The 24959-nt window shown below is 72.2% G+C and carries 18 protein-coding genes; 12 read left to right on the top strand and 6 right to left on the bottom strand.

What is annotated here, in order from left to right; all coding sequences use genetic code 11:
* Position 1 precedes the first annotated feature (1 nt).
* The gene (locus tag AB0O48_RS24285) at positions 2 to 586 is read right to left on the bottom strand and encodes a hypothetical protein (RefSeq protein WP_357250219.1); all 585 of its coding nucleotides are present in this window, start codon (positions 584 to 586) and stop codon (positions 2 to 4) included.
* 165 nt (positions 587 to 751) lie between these two features.
* Here AB0O48_RS24285 and AB0O48_RS24280 point away from each other — a divergent pair, with 165 nt between their 5' ends.
* From AB0O48_RS24280 to AB0O48_RS24270, 3 genes are all read left to right on the top strand, one after another.
* Complete coding sequence (locus tag AB0O48_RS24280; protein ID WP_357571105.1) at positions 752 to 2458, top strand: ABC transporter ATP-binding protein; 1707 nt, start codon at positions 752 to 754, stop codon at positions 2456 to 2458.
* A complete protein-coding gene (locus AB0O48_RS24275) occupies positions 2455 to 4284 on the top strand; it encodes an ABC transporter ATP-binding protein (protein ID WP_357571104.1) in 1830 nt (609 codons plus the stop codon). The genes AB0O48_RS24280 and AB0O48_RS24275 overlap by 4 nt, the downstream gene beginning before the upstream one ends.
* A 191-nt stretch (positions 4285 to 4475) precedes the next feature.
* Positions 4476 to 5054 (top strand): sigma-70 family RNA polymerase sigma factor, encoded by a 579-nt coding sequence (locus AB0O48_RS24270; RefSeq protein WP_357571102.1) that lies wholly within the window; start codon positions 4476 to 4478, stop codon positions 5052 to 5054.
* A 28-nt stretch (positions 5055 to 5082) separates the two neighbouring features.
* On the opposite strand, the gene AB0O48_RS24265 is transcribed toward AB0O48_RS24270, so the two are convergent.
* Both AB0O48_RS24265 and AB0O48_RS24260 read right to left on the bottom strand, forming a co-directional pair.
* The gene (locus AB0O48_RS24265) at positions 5083 to 5934 is read right to left on the bottom strand and encodes a hypothetical protein (protein ID WP_357571101.1); all 852 of its coding nucleotides are present in this window, start codon (positions 5932 to 5934) and stop codon (positions 5083 to 5085) included.
* Positions 5931 to 6446, bottom strand: coding sequence for a SigE family RNA polymerase sigma factor (locus tag AB0O48_RS24260; RefSeq protein ID WP_357250206.1), 516 nt, complete (start codon positions 6444 to 6446; stop codon positions 5931 to 5933). The genes AB0O48_RS24265 and AB0O48_RS24260 overlap by 4 nt, the downstream gene beginning before the upstream one ends.
* A gap of 144 nt (positions 6447 to 6590) precedes the next feature.
* On the opposite strand from AB0O48_RS24260, the gene AB0O48_RS24255 reads away from it, so the two are divergent.
* Positions 6591 to 7196 (top strand): hypothetical protein, encoded by a 606-nt coding sequence (locus tag AB0O48_RS24255; RefSeq protein ID WP_357250203.1) that lies wholly within the window; start codon positions 6591 to 6593, stop codon positions 7194 to 7196.
* A 34-nt stretch (positions 7197 to 7230) separates the two neighbouring features.
* Here the strand turns inward: AB0O48_RS24255 and AB0O48_RS24250 are convergent, their stop codons facing one another.
* A complete protein-coding gene (locus AB0O48_RS24250) occupies positions 7231 to 12693 on the bottom strand; it encodes a carboxyl transferase domain-containing protein (RefSeq protein WP_365068490.1) in 5463 nt (1820 codons plus the stop codon).
* Between the two features lie 329 nt (positions 12694 to 13022).
* On the opposite strand from AB0O48_RS24250, the gene AB0O48_RS24245 reads away from it, so the two are divergent.
* The 3 genes from AB0O48_RS24245 (at position 13023) to AB0O48_RS24235 (ending at position 17092) form a co-directional block, all read left to right on the top strand.
* Positions 13023 to 14273, top strand: coding sequence for a phosphodiester glycosidase family protein (locus tag AB0O48_RS24245; RefSeq protein ID WP_365068488.1), 1251 nt, complete (start codon positions 13023 to 13025; stop codon positions 14271 to 14273).
* Between the two features lie 151 nt (positions 14274 to 14424).
* Positions 14425 to 15675 carry a DUF222 domain-containing protein gene (locus AB0O48_RS24240; protein ID WP_357250195.1) on the top strand — a complete coding sequence of 417 codons (1251 nt, stop codon included), beginning with the start codon at positions 14425 to 14427 and terminating at the stop codon, positions 15673 to 15675.
* A 319-nt stretch (positions 15676 to 15994) separates the two neighbouring features.
* On the top strand, positions 15995 to 17092 hold the full coding sequence (locus AB0O48_RS24235) for a winged helix DNA-binding domain-containing protein (protein WP_357571095.1): 1098 nt from the start codon (positions 15995 to 15997) through the stop codon (positions 17090 to 17092).
* 37 nt (positions 17093 to 17129) lie between these two features.
* Here the strand turns inward: AB0O48_RS24235 and AB0O48_RS24230 are convergent, their stop codons facing one another.
* A complete protein-coding gene (locus AB0O48_RS24230) occupies positions 17130 to 18203 on the bottom strand; it encodes a hypothetical protein (RefSeq protein ID WP_365068485.1) in 1074 nt (357 codons plus the stop codon).
* Between the two features lie 317 nt (positions 18204 to 18520).
* On the opposite strand from AB0O48_RS24230, the gene AB0O48_RS24225 reads away from it, so the two are divergent.
* Positions 18521 to 19324: a cellulose binding domain-containing protein gene (locus AB0O48_RS24225; protein ID WP_357571092.1), complete on the top strand. Its 804-nt coding sequence runs from the start codon at positions 18521 to 18523 to the stop codon at positions 19322 to 19324.
* Between the two features lie 59 nt (positions 19325 to 19383).
* Here AB0O48_RS24225 and AB0O48_RS24220 read toward each other — a convergent pair whose 3' ends face one another.
* Entirely contained in the window at positions 19384 to 20181 is a 798-nt protein-coding gene (locus AB0O48_RS24220) for an SAM-dependent methyltransferase (protein WP_357571090.1), read from the bottom strand.
* 367 nt (positions 20182 to 20548) lie between these two features.
* Here AB0O48_RS24220 and AB0O48_RS24215 point away from each other — a divergent pair, with 367 nt between their 5' ends.
* From AB0O48_RS24215 to AB0O48_RS24200, 4 genes are all read left to right on the top strand, one after another.
* The gene (locus tag AB0O48_RS24215; RefSeq protein WP_357571089.1) at positions 20549 to 21403 is read left to right on the top strand and encodes a DUF1684 domain-containing protein; all 855 of its coding nucleotides are present in this window, start codon (positions 20549 to 20551) and stop codon (positions 21401 to 21403) included.
* A gap of 33 nt (positions 21404 to 21436) precedes the next feature.
* On the top strand, positions 21437 to 21970 hold the full coding sequence (locus AB0O48_RS24210) for a flavin reductase family protein (protein WP_357250178.1): 534 nt from the start codon (positions 21437 to 21439) through the stop codon (positions 21968 to 21970).
* Between the two features lie 40 nt (positions 21971 to 22010).
* Positions 22011 to 22919 (top strand): zinc-binding dehydrogenase, encoded by a 909-nt coding sequence (locus AB0O48_RS24205; protein ID WP_357571088.1) that lies wholly within the window; start codon positions 22011 to 22013, stop codon positions 22917 to 22919.
* A gap of 395 nt (positions 22920 to 23314) precedes the next feature.
* Positions 23315 to 24958, top strand: a complete 1644-nt coding sequence (locus AB0O48_RS24200; RefSeq protein ID WP_357571087.1) for an ABC transporter substrate-binding protein — start codon at positions 23315 to 23317, stop codon at positions 24956 to 24958.
* Position 24959 lies beyond the last annotated feature (1 nt).

Below are 24959 nucleotides of genomic sequence, written 5' to 3'. Positions count from 1 at the left end.
GCTACTTCTGCGTGAAGGCCGAGATCTCGCACTGACGCTGGATCTCCATGCCCTCGTCGCTGTTCGCCTTCTCGAGGTTGGCCTTCGTCTCCGGCGCGACCCAGATCTTGGCGTTGTCGGTGCCCCCCTGCCGGATCTCCATCGACAGGCCGTGGTCCCGGACGCACTGCAGTTGCTCGCGGAGGTCGTCGGCGTAGTTCGGGTTCTGGTGCGGGTCGAGTTCCGGAGCGCCCAGCGGTTCCTTGTCGGCACACGCGTCCACGGCCGGCTGGTACTTCTTCTCGTCCATCTTGTAGCTGAGGAGCGGGCCGCCGTTTCCGTCCTTCGCCGGAGCCGAGGGCACGCCGTGCTGCGTCCAGCAGGCGTAGTAGGCGCCGTACAGGCGGTCGATCTCCTGCTTGCTCGCGCCGAGGGGGAGCTGGCGGTCAGCGCCGCCGGTCGAACCGGCCGGGCCGGCGCTCGCCGACCCGGTCGCGCCCGGGATCGCGGCCACCTGCGGCCCCGGCCCCTCCGCGTCGCCGCCGCAGGCCGCGAGTGACAGCAACAGGACCGCCAGGCCGACCATCTTCACGTTCGCATTTCGCATGACGGTCAGCCTGGTCGCCACATGTCAGCTATTCGTTAGGTGCGCACACCGGTTTCGAGGGCCATCCGGTAAGCCCACGTTGATGACGTGTTAGGTTAGCCTGCCCTAATCCGCCGTCCCGGAGTTGCCCATGACCGCACCGACCCGACAGCGGGACAGCCGCCGATGACAGCCGCCGAGATCACCGGTGGTGTGGTGCTCCGTCGCGCGCTCCGTCGACAGCGCAATCGGGTCGTTCTCGGCGTCGCGCTGCTGTGCACACACCAGGCCGCCGAGGCCCTCGTGCCGGTCGCCATCGGCGTCGTCATCGATCGTGCGGTCGCCACCGGGGACGGCGGCGCGCTACTGCTCTCGCTCGCCGGCCTGGCCGCCCTGTTCACCGTCCTCGCCTTCGCCTACCGCACCGGCGCTCGGCTGGCGTACGCCGCGGTCGAACACGAGGCGCACGCCACGCGCGTCGACATCGTCCGCAGCGCCCTCGACCCGCGCGGACACGGTTCCGGCATGCGGGACGGAGAGCTGCTCTCCGTCACGGCCTCCGACGCCGAGCTGAGCGCGCTTGTCGTCCGGGTCGCCGGGCTCACCGCCGCGGCGTTCACCGCCATCGTGGTCGCGGCCGTCGCGCTGCTCGTCGTCGACATCCCACTCGGGCTCGGGGTGCTCATCGGCGTACCCCTGCTGGTCGTCGCCCTGCAACGGATGGCGCCGCTGCTCACCCGGCGCAGCACCGCGCAGCAGGAAGCCCTCGCGGCCACGACCGCGCTCGCCGTCGACCTCGTCACCGGCCTGCGCGTGCTGCGCGGCATCGGCGCCCAGGACCATGCCGCACGCCGGTACGCGGGCGCCAGCCGCCACGCGCTCGACGTCACCCTGCGTGCCGCGACCACCAAGGGACTGCACCTCGGGCTCACCACCATGGTCAACGGTCTCTTCCTCGCGGCGGTCGCCGGTGTCGCGGGCTGGCTCGCGCTCCAGGGCCGGCTCACCATCGGCGAACTCGTCGCCGTCGTCGGGCTGGCCCAGTTCATCGCCGAACCGGTGCAGACGCTCGGGTACTGCGTGCAGTTGTTCGCCATGGCCCGGGCCTCCGCCGGTCGGGTCGCCCGGGTTCTCGGTGCCGCGCCGGCCACCCGCCCGGGTAGCGGCGGGCCGCCGGCCCCGAGCCCGTCGCGGCTGACCCTCGACGGGGTCCGCTACGCCGGCCTGCACGACGTCAGCCTGCACGTCCGCGCCGGTGAGGTTCTCGGCGTGCTCGCCTACGATCCGGGCGACGCCGAGGCGCTTGTCACGCTCCTGTCCGGCGGTGTGTCCCGCCCGGACTACCAGGGCTCGCTGTGCGTCGACGGTGTGCCCGCCGACGAACTGCACATCGACGCCGTACGCGCCGCCGTCCTGGTCGAGCAGCACGACGTGGCACTGTTCGAGGGGACCCTGCGCGCCAACCTCAGCGCCGGGGCACACGTCGACGACACGCTCCTGCGGTCGGCTGTGCGTGCCGCCGCCGCCGAGGACGTGCTCGCCGCGCACCCGCACGGGCTCGACCGCCTGCTCACCGAACGGGGGGCGAACCTGTCCGGCGGGCAGCGGCAACGGATCGGGCTGGCCAGGGCACTCGTCGCCGACCCGCCGGTGCTGGTGCTGCACAACCCCACCACGGCCGTTGACGCGGTGACCGAGGGGCTGCTCGCCGAGGGCCTGGCCGCGGCTCGCGGCGCGGCGGACCGCGGCACCGTGCTGATCACCACCAGTCCGGCGCTGCTGCGCGCCACGCACCGGGTCGCCGTGCTCGACCGGGGGCGGATCGTCGCCGAGGGTCCGCACGAGAGGCTGCTCGCCACCGACACCCGCTACCGCGAGGAGGTCCTGCGGTGACCGACGCGTCAATCGAAAGCCGGCAACTGCTGCCGACGGCCACCGCTCGGCAGACCTGGGTGGCCCTCCATAGCGAGGTGGGCCGCCTGCCGGGGCTCAGCGTCACCGCCGGCACGTTGCTGGTCGCCGCCGCCGCGACCGGGCTCGTCGCCCCCTGGGTGCTCGGTCGCCTCGTCGACGACGTCATCGCCGGATCCGACACACCGCGGATCGTCGCCTGGGCGGGTGTGATCGCGGGCGCGGCGGTGCTCGCGGGGCTCCTCACCGCGGTCGGAGCGGCGGTCGCCGCCCGACTCGGCGAGACCGTGCTGGCCCGGCTGCGGGAACGGGTGCTCGACCGTGCCCTGCACCTGCCGTCGGCCACCCTGGAACGGGCCGGGACCGGGGACCTGGTGGCACGTGCCGGCGACGACGTGGCCGTCGTGACGAACGTGATCGCCACCAGTGGTCCCGCCTTCCTCGGCGCGCTGCTGTCCGTCGTGCTGACCGCGTTGGGGCTCTTCGCCCTCGACTGGCGACTCGGCATCGCCGGGCTGGCCGCCGCCCCGGCGTACGCGGTGGCGCTGCGCTGGTACCTGAAGCGGTCGATCCCGTACTACGCCCGGGAACGGGTGGCGACGGGCGAGCGCGCACAGGCGACGGCCGAGGCGCTGCGCGGCGCGGCGACCGTGCGCGCCTACCGGATGGAGGACGACCACGTCGCACGGATCGCGGGCCGCTCCGCCGTGGCCCGTGACCTGTCGCTGGAGATCTTCGGACTGTTCACGCGGTTCGGGCTGCGCATCAACCGGTCGGAGTTCGTGGGGCTCGCCGCCGTGCTGCTCGCCGGGTTCCTCCTGGTCCGCGACGACCTCGTCACGGTGGGTGCCGCCACCACCGCAGCGCTCTACTTCCACCGCCTCTTCAACCCCATCGGGCTGCTGCTGTTCGAGTCGGACTCCGTCCTGCAGGCCGGGGCGAGCCTCGCCCGCCTCGTCGGCGTCACCACCCTGCCGGCCACCACGTCTCCCGAGCGTCCCGAGCGAGCCAGACCCGAGCCGGCCGCGCTGGAGGTGGTCGTCGAGCAGCACCGATACGACGACGGACCCGTCGTACTGCGCGACGTCACCCTGCGGCTGGCACCCGGTGAGCGCGTCGCCCTCGTCGGCGCGAGCGGGGCGGGTAAGAGCACGCTCGCCGGCATCGTCGCCGGCATCATCGCGCCGACCCACGGCGCGGTGCGCCTCCGCGGCGTGCCGCTGGCGGACCTCGGTGAGCACCGCCTCCGCCGCGAGATCGCGCTGATCAGCCAGGAGGTGCACGTCTTCGCGGGGCCGCTCGCCGACGACCTGCGCCTGGCCGATCCGGACGCCACCGACGCGGAGTTGACCGCCGCCCTCGACCGGGTCGGTGTCACCGACTGGCTGCGTACCCTGCCGGAGGGCCTCGCCACCTTGGTGGGGGAGGGCGGACGACGCCTCACCTCGGCCCAGGCCCAGCAGCTCGCGTTGGCCCGCCTCGTCCTCGCCGACCCCGCCGTCGCGATCCTCGACGAGGCCACCGCGGAGGCGGGCAGCGCGGGCGCACGCGACCTCGACCGCGCCGCCGTCGCGGCCACCGAGGGCCGGACCACGCTCATCGTCGCCCACCGACTCAGCCAGGCGGCCACCGCGGACCGCATCGTCGTCCTGGACCACGGCCGCATCGCCGAACAGGGTACGCATGCCGAGTTGCTTGAGGCCGGCGGCGGGTACAGCCGGCTCTGGCGTTCCTGGAGCATGCCGGACCTGGTGCCGCGCGGGCGGGAGAGCACCGAGCAGACCCGCGACCAGCCGGTCCGAGGCTGAGCGGCCGACGGGGGCGCGCGTCAGCCGGCCGTGGCCCCCGCCCGCCGCGGGGGCGACGGTGTCAGCCGAACGGGGAGTGCCGGGAACTTTCCGGGACCGGCCGCCGACCACCAGAGTGCGCGGCTCAGCGGCGCGATCCGACGACGGCTTTCGGTATGGAGGAGCGCCCGTGGCACCCAGGACGGTGGTCTGTGCGCAACGGCGGCGCTGACGACGATCAGGTGACCCGCTGGGCGCAGGAGGCGGGCCGCGGCGACCGGCAGGCCGCCACGGCGTTCGTCCGGGCACTGCAGGACCAGGTCTGGCGGTTCCTGTCGCACCTGGCGGGGCCGGGTGAGGCCGACGATCTGACCCAGGAGACGTTCCTGCGCGCATTTCGCAACCTGCCCGGCTTCGCCGGCCGCTCCTCGGCACGTACCTGGGTGTTCACGATCGCGCGGCGCGTCGCCGTGGATCACGTCCGGGCGGCGGTCGCCCGGCCACGATTGGCCTCGGTGCCGGACTGGCAGGCGGCAGCCGAGGCGGCCGGTGCGATCACGGCCGGCGCCGACGAGGGTGTCACCCTCCAACAGGTGATCTCCGGTCTGAGCCGGGAGCGGCGCGAGGCGTTCGTCGCCACCCAGATGCTCGGCCTGTCCTACGCGGAGGCCGCAGAAGTCTGCCAGTGCCCGGTCGGCACCATCCGCTCCCGCGTCGCCCGGGCCCGCGAGGACCTCGCCGCGGCCTGGCAGACCGACAGTGACCAGACCAGCGGGAAACGAACCGGCTGACCTGTTCGGCGTGGGTGGGCGCCGTCGCTCAACTCTGGGCGTAGCGGGTGCCCGTCCAGCGATAGGTGCGATCCACCGGCACCTCGGGCTCGGCGTACTTCTTGGTCGAGGAGATGACCAGCCGCCCGCCGGTGACCTCCACGTCGTCGACCACCTCGGCCACCGGCCCGACCCAACTGCCGACCAGTTGGCCGCTGCGCCCGGTGACGACCAGGACCTGACCGGAGGCGTCCTCGTCGCCGGCGCCGGCCAGACAGGACCCGTACACGACCGCCTCGTCGCGGCCGTCACCGTTCAGGTCGCCGAACGTCGCGCCGCCCTCGTCGTACGAGGACGAGATCCTGATGTGCGGAGCGTCGCCCGGCTGGCCGCCCCTGCCGTCGACGAAGCGGATCCTGCCGGTCAGGCACTCGTCGCCCGCCGACGCCGTCATGGTGATCGTGGCGTTCGCCCAGTCGACGCCGCGCACGCTCAGCGGCGTCGGAGCGCTGCCGGTCGCGCTCGGTGTGCCGGTCGGTGACGACGACCGCGACGGGGTCCGCCGGTCGGGTGGTGGTGTCGAGGGCGACGTCGTCGCCGGTGTGGGCGGTGGCGCCGGCGTGGGGGAGACGCTCACCGACGGCGTCGGGGTGGGCCCGATGATCGGTGGGTCCCGGTCCGGATCGGGACCCAGTCGGGTGATCGTCGCGATGCTCCCGGCGGCGACCGCCACCACCGCGGCGAAGGACAGCGCGACCTTCGTCCTGGTACGACGCCGGGCCCGGCGCACGATCACGTCGGCCGAGGGCGCGGCGAACGACAGGTGGCCGCTGTCGGCGTACGACCGCAGCATGAAACCGGCGACGGCGTCTCGACCGGGATCCGGCTCCGGGGGTGTCACGACGTGACCGCCTCTCCGCTCGACGTTTCGCTCAGATGCTCCGCCAGTTTCGCCCGGCCGCGGTGCAGCCACGACACCACCGTGCCCTGCGGTACGCCGAGGCTGGCGGCTATCTCGGCGGTCGGCAGGTCGGCGATGTAGTGCAGCACGATCACCCGGCGCTGCCGCTCGGGCAGCGTACGCAGGGCGGCGACAAGCGCCACGTGGTCCGGCTGGACCGCCGGTACGGGCGGCACGACGGGCTGGCGGCGTAACGCGCGGGCCGCGACGGTGAGCCGACGCAGCCGGTTGGTGGCGAGGTTCCAGGCCACCCGGCGCACCCACGCGACCGGATCGTCGTACGAGGAGATGTCGCGCCACTTCTGCCAGGCCCGCAGGAACGCCTCCTGGCTCACGTCCTCGGCCTCGGCCCGGTCGCCGAGATACGCGTGGATCTGCGCGCTGATCCGGCCGTAGCAGGTCTGGAAGAACCGGTCGAAGGCGGCACGGTCGTCCGGCTGGTCGCCTCGCACGGCACCTCCTGTGGTCGCGGGTCCTCCACCACAGACACACCCGGGGCCGGCCGCGGATTGCACCTGACCCGGGTGCAATCGGCGGGACCACAGCGGTGTGTCCCAGGTAGAGCATTCCCACCGACCACCCTGGAGGAACTCGTGTTGCGTACCGGCCTCATCACGACCGTCACCGCCCTCACGCTCGGCGTATCGGCGTGCGCGGCGCCGACGCAGGACGTCCCCAGCACGCCCGCCGCGAACCCGACGGTGCCACCGTCGTCGCCGTCGAGCCCGTCGGCGTCACCGTCCGCGGAGGAGGCGTCGCCGTCGGGCGACGGCGTCTTCTCGGGTACGCGCAAGGTCGCCATCGCGATGGAGTCGGGTCCACCGGCGTACCTCGTGGTCGGGGCGGACGGGAAGGTCGTCGGTAACGTGCGGCTGACCGAGCGCAGCGTCTTCGTCCCCGTCCCGGCCGGTGCCCGTCACCAGATCAGGACCGCCTTCGCCGACAACTCGTGCGTGGGGGTACGCCGCGACACGGGCGGGCCGCCGACCCTCGTGGTCGCCGTCTGCGCCCCGGAGGCGGAGGGGCAGCTCTTCCGCTTCGTTGAGACCGACCAACGGGACAGCGAGGGCCGCCGCACCTACCGGATCGAGAGCGCGTCCGGTCCCGTCACCTTCGACTCGCGCGACGGGCTGCACGTCCAGGACCCCGCCAACGATGCCCGCGTCACCGGATTCGCGGTGCTCGACCGGGGACCAGCCTGATCAGGCCGGTCCCCGGTCGGCGCCACCCGTGGCGTCAGCCCAGACGGGCCTTGATGGCCTCGATGATGCGCGGACGCAGTTCGGCGGCGCGGACGACCGCGTCCACCGAGCCGACCTCGACGGCGCGCTGGATGTTGTGCACCCGGTCGAACTCCGTGGCCACCTCGCCGAGCTTCTCCGCGCGCACCGACGAACGCAGCTCGTCGAGTTCCGCGGTCAGCGCGGCGCGTTCGGTGCCGGCCACGGCGGCGGCGCGCGCCTCCAGGTCCCGCACCCGGGGGTCGGCCGCCGTGCGGGCGTTGACGTCGGCGGCGAACACCACCGCGGCCGCGGGTGCGCCACCGAGCACCGACGCGAACGAACCCTCCAGGGCGAGCACCGTCATGTTCGGGTTCAGTGCCTTCGAGAACACCACGAACGCGCCGCCGTGGTAGCGCGAGATCACACAGAAGACGATCGGCCCCTGGAAGTTGACGATCGCCCGGCCGATCTCGGCGCCGTACTCCAGTTGCAGCTTGCGCATCGACTCCGGTGAGCCGTCGAAGCCGGACAGGTTCGCCAGCACCACGAGGGGTCGGTTGCCGCTGGCCGTGTTGATCGCCCGCGCCGCCTTCTTCGACGAGCGGGGGAACAGCGTGCCCGCGGTGTAGGTGTCCGGGCCGTCGGTGGGCGGGAAGCCGTGCCGAGGCACCGACCGGGACTCGATGCCGAGCAGGCACACCGGGATGCCACCGAGGTGGATGTCCTGTACGACGGCGGTGTCCGCGTCGGCCATGCCCGCCCACCGCTCCAGCGCCGGGTGGTCCTGGTCGGAGAGGGCGCGCATCACCGTACGGATGTCGAACGGCTTCTTGCGGTCCGGGTTGTGCTCGACGGAGAAGATCTCCCCGACGGTGCGGAAGGCACTGCCCGCCACGTCGTGGGGGAAGTCGGAGATGTCGCGGTCGGTCGGGTCGGTGGTGGCTGCCCGTCGGGGCGCGTCCTCACCGGGCGCGACGTACGTGTGGTCGTAGTGCGACATCACCACGTCCCGCGCGGCCGTCAGGTTCGGCGCCCAGTACTGCGCCTGCCCGTTCGGCCCCATCACCCGGTCGTAGCCGCCGATGCCGAAGTTGTCCTCGGCGGACACGCCACCGGAGAAGTCGAGCGACTGCTTGCCGGTGAGCACCATCGCCGAGTCGGGCGTCATCACCAGGATGCCCTTGGTGTGCATGAGCATCGTCGCCTCGGCGTTCCAGTACGGCTGGGCGCCGACGTTGATGCCCGCGACCACGATGTTGATCTCACCGCCGGCCTGGGTGAACTCGACGATCCGCTTCAGGGCCGCGGCCACCCAGTCCATGTTCTCCGTACCGGTGGTCATCGAGATGCGCGCCCCGGCGGACAGCGCCCACCACTCCAGGGGCACGTTCATCCGCTCCGCGAGGTCCAGTGCGGCGATCACGCGCCGGCACTCCGGCTCGGACAGGGCGCCCAGCGCCTTGGTCGGGTCGCCGAGCAGGACCACCCGGGTGACGCCCTGCGGGTGCCGCTCGGTCGGCGTGGTGACCACCCCGGCGACGATGGCGGCGCTGTTGCGCCCCTTCGGCCGGTCCACCGGCACCAACACGTGCTCGTCGTCGAGGTCGTGCTCGACGAAGTCACCGAGGCGACCGGTCAACTCGTACGGGTACACGGTGTTACGGCTGCTCGCCCGCAGCACCTTCAGCCGGTACTCGTCGAGCGGCTCGATCGGCTCGACCGGCGGCTCACCGACGGCCAGCTCCGCGCCGCCCGCGGCGTCGAACGAGATCCGTACGGCGATCTTGCTCAGCTCGCCGGTCCGGCGGTCCCGCTGCCGCGCGACGAACAGGATCTCCTCCAGGCCGGCGCCGACGGTCGTCGGGCGGACGCGCCCGGCGATCATCTCCATCTCCTCGCGGGTCAGCTCGCTCGGCGGCCAGACGTAGAGCACGATCCGGTTGGTGTTGAAGCGGGTCTTCGACGGTCGCAGCGACTGGGCGCGGCGGATCGAGTCGAGGCACGCCGCGATGGCGTCCTCGGCCGTCGGCAGCGCCACCAGGCGGCCGTCCTGCTCGCGAAGCTCGGTCAGGTCACGGACCTGCGCGAACGCGACCAGGCGTTCGTCCGCCCGGTTGTCCCGCGCCACGCACTGGAAGAGGTAGACCTCCTCGTCGGACGACGGCAGCCGGGTCAGGTCGAACTTGTGCAGCCGCTCCAGATGCATCCGCTGCGCGATGTAGGGGTGCAGGCCCCGGATCAACCGGTCCTCGGCCATCGCGTCGTCCGACGGGCGGAAGGTGAAGTGGTGGTGCATGACCGCCCCGCCGCGACCCGCGACGGTGGTGGTCACCCGACGGACCTGCGGCGGCAGCGGGTGCGCGGCGACGGCCTCGGCCAGCGCGGCCGCCATCGCGTCGAAGTCCTCCGGCTGGTTCTCCCAGCCGAGGTAGATGTCGGCGTCGACGGAGTCCTCGTCGCTGGCCAGCTCGGCCAGGCCGCGCAGCGCGCCGCCCAGCGCGTCGAAGCGCACCGCGGCGGAGACGACGCTCGAATCGGCGCGCTCGGCCACCACGAACGTGCAGCCCGCGGCCTCCTGGGTACGCACACTGGTGAGAGCCCGGTTGCCGTAGTACCGCCGGGTCAGCACCTCCAGCATGACCGCGTTGTCGAGGTGGTCGCGGACGAGCCGCTGGCCGAGCAGCCGGACCAGTGGTTCGGTGCTGCGGACCATCTCGGCGATGCGCTCGGCGCGGTCCGGCGCGTCCGGGTGGGCGTCCAGGTGCCGCAGGTGCCCCCGGACCCCGGCGTAGACGCGGGCGCGGTTGCGACGCAGCAACGGCTGGGCGAACCAGGCGAACACCACGCCCCGGGCGAGGTCGGCGATCACGGGGAAGCGGACCTGCGTGGCGGCGATCAGCCGTTCCAGCGCGAGGCCGACGGGCTCGCGAAGCGCCTCGTTCGGCGGGGTTTCCTCCAGCCACGCGCGAAGCAGCGTCGCGACGACCGTGGCGTCGGCGGACGCCCGCTGCTGGGCGAGGAAGATCCGGAAGACGGCGGCCTCGAGTGCGGGGGAGCGCTCCAGATCGGTGACACCGTAGTGGCCGAGCGCCTTGGCGAGCTTGGTCTGGAAGGCGTCCGGCAGCCCGGCCCGCTCGACGTCGAGGCTCTGCAGGTAGGTGTGGAAGTACTCCCGGGCGCTGTGCACGTGCGCGGCGCCGCCGTCCTCGCCCGTCGGCCGGTTACGGCTCAACTCGGCGAGGTCGGCGAACACCTCGATGAGATCGAGTTCCGCGGCCAGCGGCCGCGTACCGGCCTCGGCGGCGGCCCGGCGGGCCGTGAGGTAGTCGTCGAGCACCCGACGGTCGTCGTGCGGGTCGACGTCGTAGCCGAGGAGCAGGCCGCGCAGGTCCTCCTGACCGCGCCTGCTGTGCGTGGACGCCGGAACGTCCTCGGCGGCGGTGGGCAGGTCCAGCTCGACGGCCTCGCCGGTCGGGTCGGCCGTGGTGTCGTCGGCCTCGTCCGCGAGCGGCTCCAGGCGCAGCAGGGGCGCACCCGCCTCCACCTGGTTGCCCACCGAGACGGCGCACTCCTTCAACCGCGCCTTGAACGGCGCCCGCAGCACCGTCTCCATCTTCATGGCTTCCAGCACCAGTACCGGTGCGCCCGCCTCGACCTCGGCGCCGACCTCCAGCGGCGTGGCGACGACGAGCGCCGGCATCGGGGAGCGCAGGACGCCGCCCTCGTCACGGCTGACCCGGTGCGTCACACCGTCCACCTCGACCAGGTGGGTCGGCCCGTGGGTGCCGGTGAGCAGGCGGTACCGGATGCCGTTGACGACGATCTGACCGGTGTGCCGGTCGAAGCGGTCCAGCTCGACGTCGGCGGTGCGCACGGCGGTGCCCGCCTCGATGCCGACCCGGAACCGGTGCGCACCGACCCGCGCCACGCGCGTGCGATAACTGACGCCACGCAGTTTGAGGTCCAACGGCCGGCCGCTGGCGTGCTGCACCTGCGGGCGCCCACCGGACGCCGTCGACAGCAGACGCTGCCGTTCGACGCGCTCCTCCTCCTCGTACGACTCGATGGCGGCTGCCGCCAGCGCGACCGCGGAGTGGCGGTGCGTGACCAGCCGGCCCTCACCGCGGACGCGGTCGATCCAGCCGGTGTCCGCGCTGGCGTCGATCACCTCGGGCTGGTCGAGCAGGTCGAGCACGAAGCTCTTGTTCGTCGCGCCGCCCTCGATGATCACCGTGGTTTTCGCCATCGCCCGACGCAGCTTGCCGAGCGCCTCGTCGCGGTCGCGGCCGTACGCGATGATCTTCGCGATCATCGAGTCGAAGTCGGCCGGGATGGTGTCGCCCTCGCTGACGCCGGTGTCCACCCGGATGCCCGGGCCGCTGGGCAGGTCCAGCCGCGCGATGCGGCCGGGCGACGGCGCGAAGTCACGGTCGGGATCCTCGGCGTTCAGCCGCGCCTCGATGGCGTGCCCGCGCTCGGCCGGCGGCGTGCCGTCGAGGCGCCCACCGGAGGCGACGTGCAGTTGCGCCTTGACCAGGTCGAACCCGGTGGTCAACTCGGTGATCGGGTGCTCGACCTGGAGGCGGGTGTTGACCTCGAGGAACGCGAACAGTCGATCGCCGGGGTGGTACAGGAACTCGACGGTCGCCGCGCCCCGGTAACCGACCGCGATGGCCAGTCGCTCGGCCGACGACTTGAGCTCGGCCGCCTGTGCCGCGTCGAGCACGGGCGAGGCCGACTCCTCGATGACCTTCTGGTTGCGTCGCTGCACCGAGCAGTCGCGGACACCGAGCGCCCATGCCGTGCCCTGCCCATCGGCGATCACCTGGACCTCGACGTGCCGGGCTCCGGTGACCAGGCGCTCCAGGAACACGATGCCGCTGCCGAACGCCCGCGCCGCTTCCTGGCTGGTGCGCTCGTACGCGTCGTCGAGTTCGGCCTCGTTGCGGATCACGCGGATGCCGCGTCCACCGCCGCCCGCGGTCGCCTTCAGCATCAGCGGGTAGCCGACCTGGGCCGCCGAGGCGCGTGCGGCGTCCAGGGTCTCGACGGCTCCACGGCTCCACGGCGCGACCGGCACACCGACCTTCTCCGCGATCAGCTTCGAGCCGATCTTGTCGCCGAGTTGGCGCATCGCGTCCGCGCTCGGCCCGACGAACGTGACGCCGATCTTCTCGCACAGCTCCGCGAAGGCCGGATCCTCGGCGACGAAACCCCAGCCGACCCAGGCGGCGTCGGCCCCGGTCTCGATCAGCGCGCGTTCGAGCACCGCCAGGTCGAGGTATGGGCGGGCGGATGCCGGACCGAGATCGTAGGCGATGTCCGCTTCGCGGACGAAGGTGGCGGTACGGTCGACGTCGGTGTAAAGAGCAACGGTTTCGAGCCGTCTGCCGGTTTCCGCAGCCAGCTCGTGGACCGCGTGGATGAGCCGCATGGCGGCTTCACCTCGGTTGACGATGGCGACACGGTTGAACACCCGACTGACCCCTTAGCTAGACCTCGAACCGGGTGCCGCGAGACGACGGCTCCCAGTAGTGATCACCCTTCCGGCTGGCGGCGGCCAGCGCTATGGCGCAACCACCGAACCCACCGTCGCTCAGTTGTAGGAAGTGCACAAAAGTTTTTGGCGCCCCGGGACGGCGCCCGCAGTTGATCAAGGCGGTGTGCTGGGTTCACGTCGCCCGCCTCTGCTGTTCACCCTCGCCTGATCGGCTGGTCGAGACGATCATCGCCGGTCCGGTCAAGCGCCGGTCCGGCTCGACCATCCCGGCGTAGGCCAGGAGGACGCACCAAGAGAGGAGCGCAGTGCGGCCCTTCAACCTCGTGCGCCCGAGTCTGGCCCTGCTGCTCGCCGCAGGGCTGAGCGCGCTCGTGACGCCCGCCGGCGCAGCCCCCGCCTCGGCGGCAACCGTATCCGGCACGCCGATCACCGTCACCTCGACCGAGCAACTCGCCCCGGGCGTCACGTACGAGTCGTTCCAGGTCACCACGCCCCGGGGCGTCACCGTCGGCTACCTGCTCACGGCCGACCTGAAGAAGAACAAGGTCTCCCTGGACCTGCTGCACCCCGACGCGGTCGCGCAACGCAAGGTCATCTCATCGATGGCCAACGACCAGGGCGCCATCGCCGGCGTGAACGGCGACTTCTTCAACAACAGCGAGACCCACGCCGGCGTCACGCCCACCTACTCGTCGTCCGGTCCGGAGATCGCCGACGGCGAGGGGTTGAAGTTCGCGGTCCCGACCGCGCAGCGCTTCGGCCCCGGTCTCGCCCCCGGCACCTCGACCCGGGACGTGTTCGGCGTGGGCGTCAACGGCAAGGCGCGCGTCGACACCCTGAGCCTGAACGGCGAGGTGCGTAGCACCAAGGGCACGATCGCCCTCAGCGGGCTCAACCAGTACGCGCTGCCGGTCGGCGGGGTCGGCCTGTTCACCTCCGAGTGGGGTGCCGCCTCCCGAATCCGGTCGACCTGTGGCACCGACACCAGCCGCAGCGACCCGTGCAGCGCCCACACCTACGAGGTGACCGTACGTGGTGGCGTGGTGACCGCCGTGGGCTCGACGCCCGGCGCGGGCGCGATCCCGGCCGACACCCAGGTGCTGGTCGGCCGCGAGGGTGGCGCGGACACGCTCGACGACCTCGCCGTCGGCGACCACCTGCAGGTGCGGGAGAAGCTCGACTCCACCGGCGAACCGAAGCTGACGTTCGCGGTCGGCGGCGCGCCGATCCTGCGCGACGGTGCGCCGCTGGCCGGCCTGGACACCAAGACCGCCGCGGTCCGCAGCTCGGCCGGTGTCAGCCCGGACGGCCGGACGGTCTACCTCGTCGTCCTGGCCGGGCGTGCCCCGGCCAGCGCCGGCTTCACGATCGCCGAGCTCGCCGATCTGATGCGCTCGCTCGGCGCCCACGACGCGGTGAACCTGGACGGCGGCGGTTCGAGCACGATCGCCGTCCGCGAGCCGGGCCAGGCCGCGGCCACCGCCCGCAACAGCCCGTCCGACGGTACGGAGCGTCTGGTCGCCAACGGCATCGGGATCTTCGTGGGCAAGCACTAATCGTTGCCCCTCGAGTTCGCCCGCCCGATGCTCGATTCGCCACGGCCTGGCGTGCGGGCGGTCAGCCCGCGAACCTGACAGCGCCAGCGGAGCCCCCGATCAATCGATCTTGATAAGTGAAGCTGTCGTACGGGTGTTCTAGTGTTTGGTCATGGTCGAGGAGTTGGCGCAGGCGGACGACGTGGTCGCCGCCTGCGTCGACGACGCCACCTGGCCCCTCACCGACGGTGAGCTGGTCGCGGCCCTCGACGCCGCGCACCGCCTGGAGCGACGCCTCGCCGCCGTCACACTCGCCCTGGTCCGTGAGATCGACGGTCGCGGCACCGCCCACGCGCGGGGCGCTTCCAGCACCGCGGTGTGGCTGCGCGAGCGACTTCACCTCACCGTCCCCGCCGCCCGCCGCCTCGTCGACCTCGCCGCCGCCCTGGACACCGCCAACCCCGGGATACGCGCCGCGCTGGCCCACGGGGACATCACCGTCGAACAGGCCCGGGTCATCGCCGACACCGTCGCCACCGTGCACACCGCGGCCGGTGCGCAGGCAGCCGACAAGGCCGTCGGCGTTCTGGTCGACTGGGCTGGCCAGTTCGACCCCACCCTGCTGCGCACACTCGGCACCCGCATCCTCGAGCACGTCGCCCCCGACATCGCCGACGCCGCTGCCCGAGCCGCCCTCGAAGCCGACGCCTGCCGCGCCGCCCGCGACCGCCACCTCACCCTCTCCACACTGACCGACGGCCGCCTGCGCCTCACCGGCGTCCTCGACAGCGAAACCGCCGGCCTGCTTCGCGCCGCGATCGACCCACTGACCGCACCGTCTGGCCCCGACGACCACCGCGCCCCCGGGCAACGCCGCCACGACGCCCTCGCCGACCTCTGCCGCCTCACCCTGCGCACCAGCGACCTACCCGAGCACGGCGGCGACCCCGCGCAACTCGTCGTCACCACCAGCTTCGACGCCCTCGCGGGGCACCTCGGTGCCGGCACCCTCGACACCGGCCTCCAGCTCACGCCCGAGACGATCCGCCGGCTCGCCTGCGACGCGGCGATCCTCCCGGCCGTCCTCGACAGCACCGGTCAACCGCTCGACCTGGGCCGACAACGGCGACTCGTCACCGGCGCGCTGCGCCGCGCCCTCGTCCTGCGCGACCGCGGCTGCGCCTTCCCCGGCTGCGACCGCCCACCCCGGTGGTGCGACGCCCACCACATCCACCACTGGGCCGACGGCGGCGCCACCAACCTCACCAACGCCGTCCTGCTCTGCGGCCACCACCACCGACACCTGCACCACAGCAACTGGGCCGTGCAACTCGGCGGCGACGGTCACCCCGAATTCATTCCACCCGCCTGGCTCGACCCCAACCAGATCCCCCGCCGCAACCACTACCACCGACGCGAGTGAACACCGGCACCCACACATATGCCGAAACGGAATCCGCCGCGTTGGAAGCCAGATCCGCCTACTTCCCCGGGCAACGATCTAGTCCTACATCACCAGATCACGCCGTGCCCTCCCGAGGCCCCGGCCAGCCCTTCCGCGCCCAGACACCGGTCCGCCCCCGACCGTGACCAGGCCTGGCCCCCCACCGTGACGAGGCCTGGCCCGCTTCCCACCGGTACCGCCGGACGGGGCGCATTCGCGTCCTGCCCGGAGCGGGTGATCCGCCCTCGCCCGAAACTGTCACCCTCGGTCGGACAATGAGGTCGACCGAAGGGACCCGATGACCGTTCTCGACACCCGGGCGCTCAACCGCGCGACGCTCGCCCGGCAGTTGCTGCTCGACCGCAGCGACCTGCCGGCGCTCGACGCCGTCGCCCACCTCGGTGGCCTCCAGGCGCAGGAGCCGCAGGAGCCGTTCGTCGGGCTGTGGTCGCGGCTGCGCGCGTTCGACCCGACGGTTCTCTCCACCCTGCTGATCGAGCGACACGTGGTGCGTACCCACCTCATGCGTCGCACCGTCCACCTGGTCGTCGCCGACGACGCCGTGGCCTGGCGTCCCCGGCACGACGCCATGCTGCGCCAGCGCGTGCTCGGGGTCTACCGTGCCGAGCTCGACGGGGTGGACCTCGACGAACTCGCCGCTGCCGCCCGGGCGTTGGTGGCCGACGGCGAGCCCCGCTCGATGCCCGAGATCGGGCGTGCGCTCGGCGAGCGCTGGCCGACGGCGGGGATGCGGGCACTGGGTGAGATGGCGATCGCGCTGCTCCCGATGACACAACTGCCGCCGCGCGGGGTGTGGCGGTCGAAGGCGGGCGCGCGCCACGTCCTGCTCTCCGCGTGGCTCGGCCGGGAGATCGCGCCGCCGGCGGCGGAGGGCACCGATCCGGTCGGCCAACTGCTCGTACGCCGCTATCTGGCCGCGTTCGGCCCGGCGGCCACGGCCGACCTGCGGGCCTGGTGCGGCCTCGCCGGGCTGCCGGCGACGGTTGCCGCGATGCGGGACGAGCTGGTGACCTTCCGCGACGACCGTGGCCGCAAGCTGATCGACCTTCCCGACGCGCCGCGCCCCGACCCGGAGACAGCCGCCCCGGTACGGTTCCTGCCGGCGTTCGACAACGCGATCCTCGGCTACGACGACCGCAGCCGCATCATCGACGACGCCCACCGTGGCCTCTCGGTAGCCGGCGAACGTGTGGTGCTCGTCGACGGACGGGTCGCGGCGACCTGGACCGTCGATTCGGGCACGGTGACCGTCAGTCCACTACGCGGCCTTTCCCGAGCGGATCGGGTCGCGGTGACCGAGCAGGGACAGGCGCTGGCGTCCTTCCTCTCCGACGACGGGAGCGACCGGGTGCGGGTCGGTTCGTCTCCCCGGTGACGGGCCAGGACGGCCCGACCCCGGGGAGACGAGAAGATCAGTCGACGGTCGGTGGCACCGTCCTCGCCGCCTCGGCGAGGGCCGCCGCCGCGCTGGCGTACGGGTTGTAGCTGTAGGTGCGAGCCTGGCCAGCCGGCACCGTGAAGTACGCGGCCGACAGTTTCGCCGGGTCGCTGGCGATCTCGCCACGCGCGGGGGCGTCGTTGCCGTCGTCCCAGCCCCAGGGCGCGTTTGCCGAGTTAGTCGAACAGCTCCAGGTGCCGACGCCGCAGTCGCCGGACGTGTCACCGGCGAACGTGCCCAGGCTGGCGAACAGGCTCGCGTTGGACCGCTGCGCCCACAGGCCGCCGGCGGCGAAGATGTCGATCAGCCGATAGCGCACGTCGCGGTCGTTGCTGCTGCTCGGCGTCTCGGCGACGGTCGACGGGTAGTAGACCAGGCCGTCGCCGTTGATGTCGTACTGCGGGTGCGCCTTGAGTCCGTGGCCCTGCGCCTCCTGCGCCGTCACCGGGTGCTGGAACGTGTCGTGCGGCGACGCCTGGAACCGCAGGGTGCCGTCGATGCTCTCCCCGCCGTTGGTCCAGGTGCTGCCGGTCGGCGTGTAGGAGAAGAAGTCACTGTGCGCGACCGTGACGGCCGAGCGGAGAACGCCGTACGTGGAACCGTCGCGCTCGATCGCGAACAGCGCGCCCTCACCGTCGTTCTCGTGCTCGGTCTCGAAGAACGGATGGTCGGTCCAGTCGCGGGGGTGGAAGAAGAAGTACGTGATGTACCAGTGGGTGCTCGTCTCCACGACGGAGTAGTACACGTGCGCGGCATGTGCGGTGCCGGCCTGGCCAGCCCGGTCCCAGTTGTTGCGTCCGGCCAGGTCGCCGTCGAAGTCGACAGAGGTCAGGTAGTCCGACTGGCCACTCAGGGCGTGGCTGCCGGTGGCATCGACGTCCTGGTAGTGGATGGGCGCCCAGCGGAGGGCCAACTCGGCTCGGCTGACGGCGGCGACGGCGGGGGTCGGTGCGGCCAGCGCGGCAGCGGCCAGCGCTGCCGCAGCGCCGGCCGCGATCAGTGCCCGCACCACCCGGGGTCGCCGGGTTGTGCTGCTTGCGTCGAGCATGGTGTGCTCCCGTGTCCGAAGGAATAGACCGCAATGGATCATTCGGGGTTCGGGCACCCGGCGGGTGTCCCTACGGCGACGAGAAAGCGGACGATGCTCGACGAGATCGGGATCGGGTTGTATCGATGCTCGCCGACTGCCATGCTGGGGTTCGGTCGTGCTCGGGAGCCGGCGCGCACCGCATCTTCTCCGGCCCGCAGGGCGCACGAGGTGGCTGGGTCACCCGTGCCGGGCAGCCCTCGTCGGCGGTCGGACACCCGAGCGCGGCACCGGCCACCACCTCGGTCCTCGGTGCCTGCTAGACCACGGAGGCACCGATGCTTCGCACGTTCCTCGCCGTCACGACCATGGCGCTGGCCGCCTGGGCCGGGACCGCCGTCGCGGAGGCGGCACCAGAACCGACACCGTCGGCCACGTCGGCACCCACGGCGGCGCCCACGCCCACTCCGATAGCCACGCCCACGCCCACTGCGGCACCCACGCCCACGCCGATACCCACTCCCACGTTCGCCTGCCCGCCGGCCCTGCCGATCGGCGCCGGCGTCACCGCTGTCACCACCACGAGCGTGACCATCTCGTACTCGATCTTCTTCCGCCCGCCCTGCGGCTACGACCCGCCGCTGACCCTCAGCCTCTTCGCCAGCCGCGAGGACGCCCAGCAGTGGAGGGCGCCGGTGGCGACGGCCGTCTCCGGGCCGGAGCGGACCGGCGCGGTGACAGTCGACGGGCTGACGCCCAACACCGAGTACTGGTACCGGTTCACCGCCCCCGACGGCAAGCGGGATCCGTTCATCTTCGGATCGGCCCGGACCGCGGCGCTGACCTCGTGCCGTGCGACGGCCTCGATCGACGCCCGGTGGGGCAGCGGTTTCGTCGTCACGGCCACCGTGCAGAACATCGGAAGCCAGCCGCTGGACCGGTGGCGCGTCTCCTGGCGGTGGTCCGGAGACGAGCGGGTCGAGAACGTCTGGGGTGGGGTGCTGGAGACAGTCGGCGTCGACCAGACGGTCCGCAACGCCACGTACAACGGGACGCTGGCGCCGGGTGGTGTGGCGAGGTTCGGCCTGCTCGTGTCGACAAGCGCCGTGCCCGACGGGTTGACGCTGACGTGTAACGGGTGAGCGACGTCCGTCCCGCTGTCGCGGTCACCACGGCGGCGGCGGGACGGACGTCAGGTCGGTCAGGGCTTGCGTGCCACCGCGCCGTAGGCGTCGATCCCGACAGCGTCGGAATCTTCCGGTCGCCAGAGGGGGATCGGCACCAGGCCGGGCTCCACCATCGTCAGCCCGTCGAAGCAAGTGGCGAGATCTTCCGGGCTGCGCAGGATGTACGGGACCCCGCCGCTCTGCGCCAGCCGCTCCGCGCCGGAGACCACCGCCGGGCTGGTGTTCGTGCCGTCCCAGAGCACCAGGTGCGACCCGGAGGGCATCGCGTCCATCGTCCGGCCGACGATGGAACGCACCACGTCCAGGTCCGGCTCGTAGCCGAGCACACCCATGTACATGACGGCGATGGGCTTGTCGAAGTCGAGCGTCTGCGCCGCCTCGGCGAGGATCTTCTCCGGGTCGTGGTAGTCGGCCGGGACGTAGGTGGTGACACCCTCCGAGGTCGTGCTGGCCAGCAGTGCCCGAGCGTGCACCAGCACCATCGGGTCGTTGTCGACGTAGACGATCCGCGACTCGGGCGCGACGCTCTGCGCGACCGCGTGCGTGTTCTGCATGGTGGGCAGGCCGGTACCGATGTCCAGGAACTGCCGGATGCCCGCCTCGGCCGCGAGGTGACGCACGGTCCGCACCAGGAACACGCGCGACTGCTGCGCCATGAGGACGATCTCCGGGTAGACCTCGGCGACCGCGTCGCCGGCCGCCCGGTCGGACTGGAAGTTGTCCTTGCCGCCCATCCAGTAGTTCCAGATCCGAGCCGCGTGCGGCACGTCGGGCTGGAGTTTCGCGGCGAGTTCGGCATCCGGACCGGCCATGCCAGGCTCCTATCGAGGGGTCGTCGGCGGGAGATCACCACTGCGGTGCGCAGCGGGATCGTACTCCGCTGCCGTCCACTGTCGACGCTGGACGGGGTGAGCCGCGGTGCCTCACTCGATCCGGGGTCTTGAATTCCTACTTCATTGGTAGGAAACTCGATGGCATGCCGCTGCTTCGGTTGTTCACCTCCCGCCGGGTCGTCGACCTGATGCGGGTCGCCGCGCAGCTCTGTCCCGGCGCGCCCATTCCGGCCTGACCGGCTGCCCAGCCCTCGCCGGCCCCTTTTCTCGTTCGCGGCGCACTGTCGCGCCCGGCACCCCGCATCCCGCCCGCGTGGCGGTGCATCTCGTCGAGGAGGACCCTGCCATGAGCATCGACGGCGTATCAGCGACGACCTTGGACCCCCGGCTCGACTTCGAGGCGGCCTGGCGGGAGTGGCATCGACTCCACGAGGAGGCTCGGGCCGACCCCCACGGCTTCCTTGCCGTCACCGATCTGCACTGGCTGACCCCGGGGCCGCAGCGGTTCCCCGACGTGCCGGGGGAGTGGCACACCGGCGAGGAGGGACCCGTGGTGGCTCTCGGTGCGGGCGAGCGACTCGTCGTCGACGGCCGCCAGGTTCAGGATCGGCATGAGTTCGGGCCGATCGCCGAGCGTGGCGGCATCACCGTGGGCCTCGAGGGTGGGGTGCTGGAGGTGGCCCGCCGGGGTGGGCGCGACATCCTCCGTCCCCGGCGCCCGGATCACCCTCTCCGTGTCGCCTACCGGGGCACCGCCACCTATCCGCCCGATCACCGGTGGGTCCTGAGCGGGCGCTTCGTACCCTTTGACAGCCCTCGGCCCACCACTGTCGGCGCGGCAGTGGAGGGGCTCACGCACGTCTACGACGCTCCCGGTCAGATCGAGTTCGCCGTCGACGGGGTGCCGCTGCGCCTGACCGCGTTCAACGGCGCCGCCCCCGGGAGCCTGTCGGTGCTGTTCACCGACGCCACCTCCGGCGTCACGACCTATCCGGCCAACCGGTCCCTGGCCGTCGCCGCACCCGACGAGCAGGGTCTGGTGACGCTCGACTTCAACCGGGCCACCAACCTGCCGTGCGCGTACACCGACTTCGCGACCTGCCCGCTGCCCCCGGCGGAGAACCGGCTGCCGATCGCGGTCGAGGCCGGCGAGAAGACCCCGTACGAGCGGCTGGCTGTCGATTCGGCCGACCGTTCGTAGCCCCTGCGCACCCACCCCTGCGGGAGGATCGTCATGACCCAGTCCACCGACGCCCCGATCGACGCCGACAGCGACGCGCTGCGGACCTTGCTGCGTCACCAGGCCAGTACCGTCACGGTGGTCACCGCTCCCGGCTCGCCCGCGGTCGGCTTCACCGCCACGTCGTTCACCTCGGTGTCGCTGGCGCCGCCGATCGTCTCGTTCTGCCTGAACCTCGGGTCGTCGAGCTGGCCCGCGGTGGCCCGTGCCCGGCACGTGGCCGTGCATCTGCTCGCCCACCACCAGCAACAACTGGCCCGGACCTTCGCGACGAGCGGCATCGACCGGTTCGCCGCACCCACCCGCTGGCGGACCGGTCCGGAGGAGGTGCCGATCCTGGACGACACCCTGGCCTGGTTGCTCTGCCGGGTCGTCGACCGGGTGACCGTCGGGGATCACGCCGTCGTGCTGGCCGAACCGGAGGTGCTTCGGCACACCGACGTCGGCTCGCCGCTGCTCTACCACCGGGGGCGCTACGCCGGTCTCGCCGGCGACCAGCCCGGACTGTCCCGCCGTCCAGCCGCCTGACCGGGTGCCCGCCCGCCCCAACCGTACGCAGGAGGATGCCGTGCAAGCGATCGTCGCCGCTCCGGACACCCACGCCGGGTTCCGAGTGACGGGCGTGCCCGATCCCACTCCGGGACCGGGGCAGCTTCTCGTCGAGGTGCGACACGTCGGCGTCAACGCCGGCGAGATCCGTCACCTCGACGTCTGGCCGGCCGGCGCCGTGCTCGGGCATGACGCCGCGGGTCACGTGGTGCGCGGCGCCATCGACGGGTCCGGCCCCCGCGAGGGTGACCGGGTGGTCGCCTTCGGGCCGGGGGCCTGGGCCCGCCTGGCGGTGTTCGACGTGGACAGTGTGGCGGTGGTGTCCGCCGCCGTCGACCTGGCCGAGCTGGCCGTGCTGCCCACCGTCGGCCTCACCGCCCTGCGCACCCTGCGGACGTCGGGGCCGCTTCTCGGCCGTCGGGTGCTGATCACGGGTGCGTCCGGGGGAGTGGGCCGGGTCGCCGTCCAACTCGCCAGGCTCGGTGGCGCGTACGTGGTCGCGGTGGTCGGCTCGCCGGCTCGCGGCGCGGGGCTGACGGACCTCGGCGCCGACGAGGTAGTGGTTGGTCTCGACGCGATCACCGACCCGGTCGACGTGGTGCTGGAGACGGTCGGTGGCGCCCACCTGGTGGCCGCCTGGGGCCTGCTGGCCCCGGGTGGGGTGCTGCACAGCATCGGCTGGGCCTCCGGCGAGTCGGCCGTCCTTCCGGTGAACTCCACCTTCACGCCGGGTGCGGCACGGACCCTGCGGTCCTTCGGCGACGCCACCGCCCCGGGGTCGGATCTCGGTCTGCTCGCGGACCTGGTGGCGCGTGGAGCTCTGCGCGCGCCGATCGGTTGGCGTGGCTCGTGGCAGCGCCTCGACGAGGCGGCCGATGCGCTGCGAGAGCGCCGGGTGGCCGGGAAGGTCCTGCTCGACCTGGACTGAGCCGAGGTGGTTCCGCTGATTCTCCGATCAGGCAATCCCTGCAAACCCTATAGTCTTAGTAGGGTATACGTCAACGGATCGACGTCCACCCGTGCGATAGCCGACATCCGGCGACGGATTCGTTGACACCAGCACTGCCCTGAAGGTGGACTCAACTCATGTCCAGCGAGCTGCGGCTGACGATCCGCGGCCACATCGACTTCGGTCGCGTGTGGTCGAGTTCCTGTCTGGCCTGACCCGGCACCCTCGCCCGTGACCCGGCCCGCCACACCGGCCCGCCGGGGTCTGGCGCACCGCCGCGCCACCACCGCACCGACACCGCCACCGGCCCACGCCCACGCGTCGGGTCCGTTGTCGGCACCCCGCTTCCGCCTGCCTGGACAGGAGATCTCCGCATGCCCGCGTACCGTCTGCGTACCCTGGCCGCCGCCGCGCTCGCCGCACTGCTCGTCGTCGTCGCCGGCTGCTCCACGGCCACCACCCCGGCCGCCGAGGCGGCCGGCCAGCCCCGCTCCGGCGGCACCCTCACCTGGGCCGTGGAGACCGAGCCGGTCACCCTCAACCCGCACCAGTACGCCCAGGCCAAGGCCCGCCTGCTGGTCTGGAACACCTTCGAGTCGCTCCTCACCTACGACCAGCAGGGCAAACTCGTGCCCTGGCTGGCCACCGGCTGGACGGTCACGCCGGACGGGCTGTCCTACACCCTGACGCTGCGCGACCGGGTCACCTTCTCCGACGGCACGCCCTTCGACTCGGCGGCCGTCAAAGCCAACTTCGACAAACTCCGGGAGCCCGGGTACGCCCCGGGCGTCGCCGCCGTCCAACTACGCAACCTCAAGGCCGTCGAGAGCGTCGACCCACGCACCGTACGGCTCGTCCTCAGCGCGCCGGACGTGCTCATCCTCGACTTCCTCGCCTCCCCGCAGGGCGCGCAGGTCTCCCCGACGTCGCTGCGGCAGGCGAAGAACCTCAAGGCCGGTGGCACCGACGTGGTCGGCACCGGGCCGTTCGTGCTGGACCGCTACGTCCCCGGTCAGGAGCTGCGCTATCGGCGCAACGCCGGCTACGACTGGGCACCGCCCACCGCGACGCACACCGGGCCGGCCTACCTCGACGGGATCACCTACCGCTTCCTCAAGGAGTCGGCGGTACGCGTCGGCGCCCTCACGTCCAACCAGGTGCAGATCATCGAGGGGGTGCCGGCCACCGACCAGCCGCTGGTCACCGGCAACCGGACACTGCGCCTGAACCGCGAACTCAACTCCGGGTCCGCCTACTCCTACTACTTCAACACCTCCCACGCGCCCTTCGACGACCTGCGGGTCCGGCAGGCGTTCCGGGAGGCCGTCGACGTGAACACCGTGTTGACGTCGGTCTACCGCGACACCGTCACCCGCGCCTGGAGCGTGATCAGCCCGTCCAGCCCGCTGTACGACAAGCGCCTCGAAGGCGGCTACAGCGGCGACACCGCCAAGGCGAACACCCTGCTCGACCAGGCCGGCTGGACGGCCCGAGACGCCGACGGCTACCGGGTGAAGGCCGGCAAACGGCTCACCGTACGGCTCGTGCAGTCCGCACCCTTCGTCCGGGACCGCCGTGACGTCCTGGCCCAGGCCGTCCAGGCCGCCGTCAAGCAGAGCGCCGGCATCGACCTCAAGGTGTCGCTTGTCGACCAGGGCACCGCCACGGACTCGTTCCAGCGCAACGAGTACGAGGTCTTCGACAACTCGCGGGCCGACACCGACGCCGGTGCCGCACTCAACCTGCTGCTGCACTCGAAGGGCGGCATCAACCGCACCCAGGTCAACGACCCGCGCATCGACCAACTCCTGGAGACCGGTCAGGCCACCGCCGACCCGACGAAGCGCGCCGGCATCTACGCCGACGTGCAACAGCAGGTCGTCGCCGAGCAGGCCCTGGCGCTGCCGCTGTACGCCCCGGCCGACCAGATCGCCGCCAGCACCGGCGTCGGCGGGGTGCGCTTCGAGCCCACCGCCGGGGTTCCCGCCAGCGCCTACGACCTGTGGATCGGCAAGTGAC

The sequence above is a fragment of the Micromonospora sp. NPDC085948 genome (assembly GCF_040686315.1).
Classification (GTDB): domain Bacteria; phylum Actinomycetota; class Actinomycetes; order Mycobacteriales; family Micromonosporaceae; genus Micromonospora.
This window is presented reverse-complemented; position numbering and strand designations above follow the sequence as displayed.

Excerpts from the sequence above, each read along its gene's own strand:
- AB0O48_RS24220 (WP_357571090.1), bottom strand. The coding sequence starts at position 20,181 with ATGGCCGGTCCGGATGCCGAACTCGCCGCGAAACTCCAGCCCGACGTG.
- AB0O48_RS24215 (WP_357571089.1), top strand. The coding sequence starts at position 20,549 with ATGAGCATCGACGGCGTATCAGCGACGACCTTGGACCCCCGGCTCGAC.
- AB0O48_RS24200 (WP_357571087.1), top strand. The coding sequence starts at position 23,315 with ATGCCCGCGTACCGTCTGCGTACCCTGGCCGCCGCCGCGCTCGCCGCA.
- AB0O48_RS24240 (WP_357250195.1), top strand. The coding sequence starts at position 14,425 with ATGGTCGAGGAGTTGGCGCAGGCGGACGACGTGGTCGCCGCCTGCGTC.
- AB0O48_RS24285 (WP_357250219.1), bottom strand. The coding sequence starts at position 586 with ATGCGAAATGCGAACGTGAAGATGGTCGGCCTGGCGGTCCTGTTGCTG.
- AB0O48_RS24235 (WP_357571095.1), top strand. The coding sequence starts at position 15,995 with ATGACCGTTCTCGACACCCGGGCGCTCAACCGCGCGACGCTCGCCCGG.
- AB0O48_RS24225 (WP_357571092.1), top strand. The coding sequence starts at position 18,521 with ATGCTTCGCACGTTCCTCGCCGTCACGACCATGGCGCTGGCCGCCTGG.
- AB0O48_RS24230 (WP_365068485.1), bottom strand. The coding sequence starts at position 18,203 with ATGCTCGACGCAAGCAGCACAACCCGGCGACCCCGGGTGGTGCGGGCA.
- AB0O48_RS24210 (WP_357250178.1), top strand. The coding sequence starts at position 21,437 with ATGACCCAGTCCACCGACGCCCCGATCGACGCCGACAGCGACGCGCTG.
- AB0O48_RS24280 (WP_357571105.1), top strand. The coding sequence starts at position 752 with ATGACAGCCGCCGAGATCACCGGTGGTGTGGTGCTCCGTCGCGCGCTC.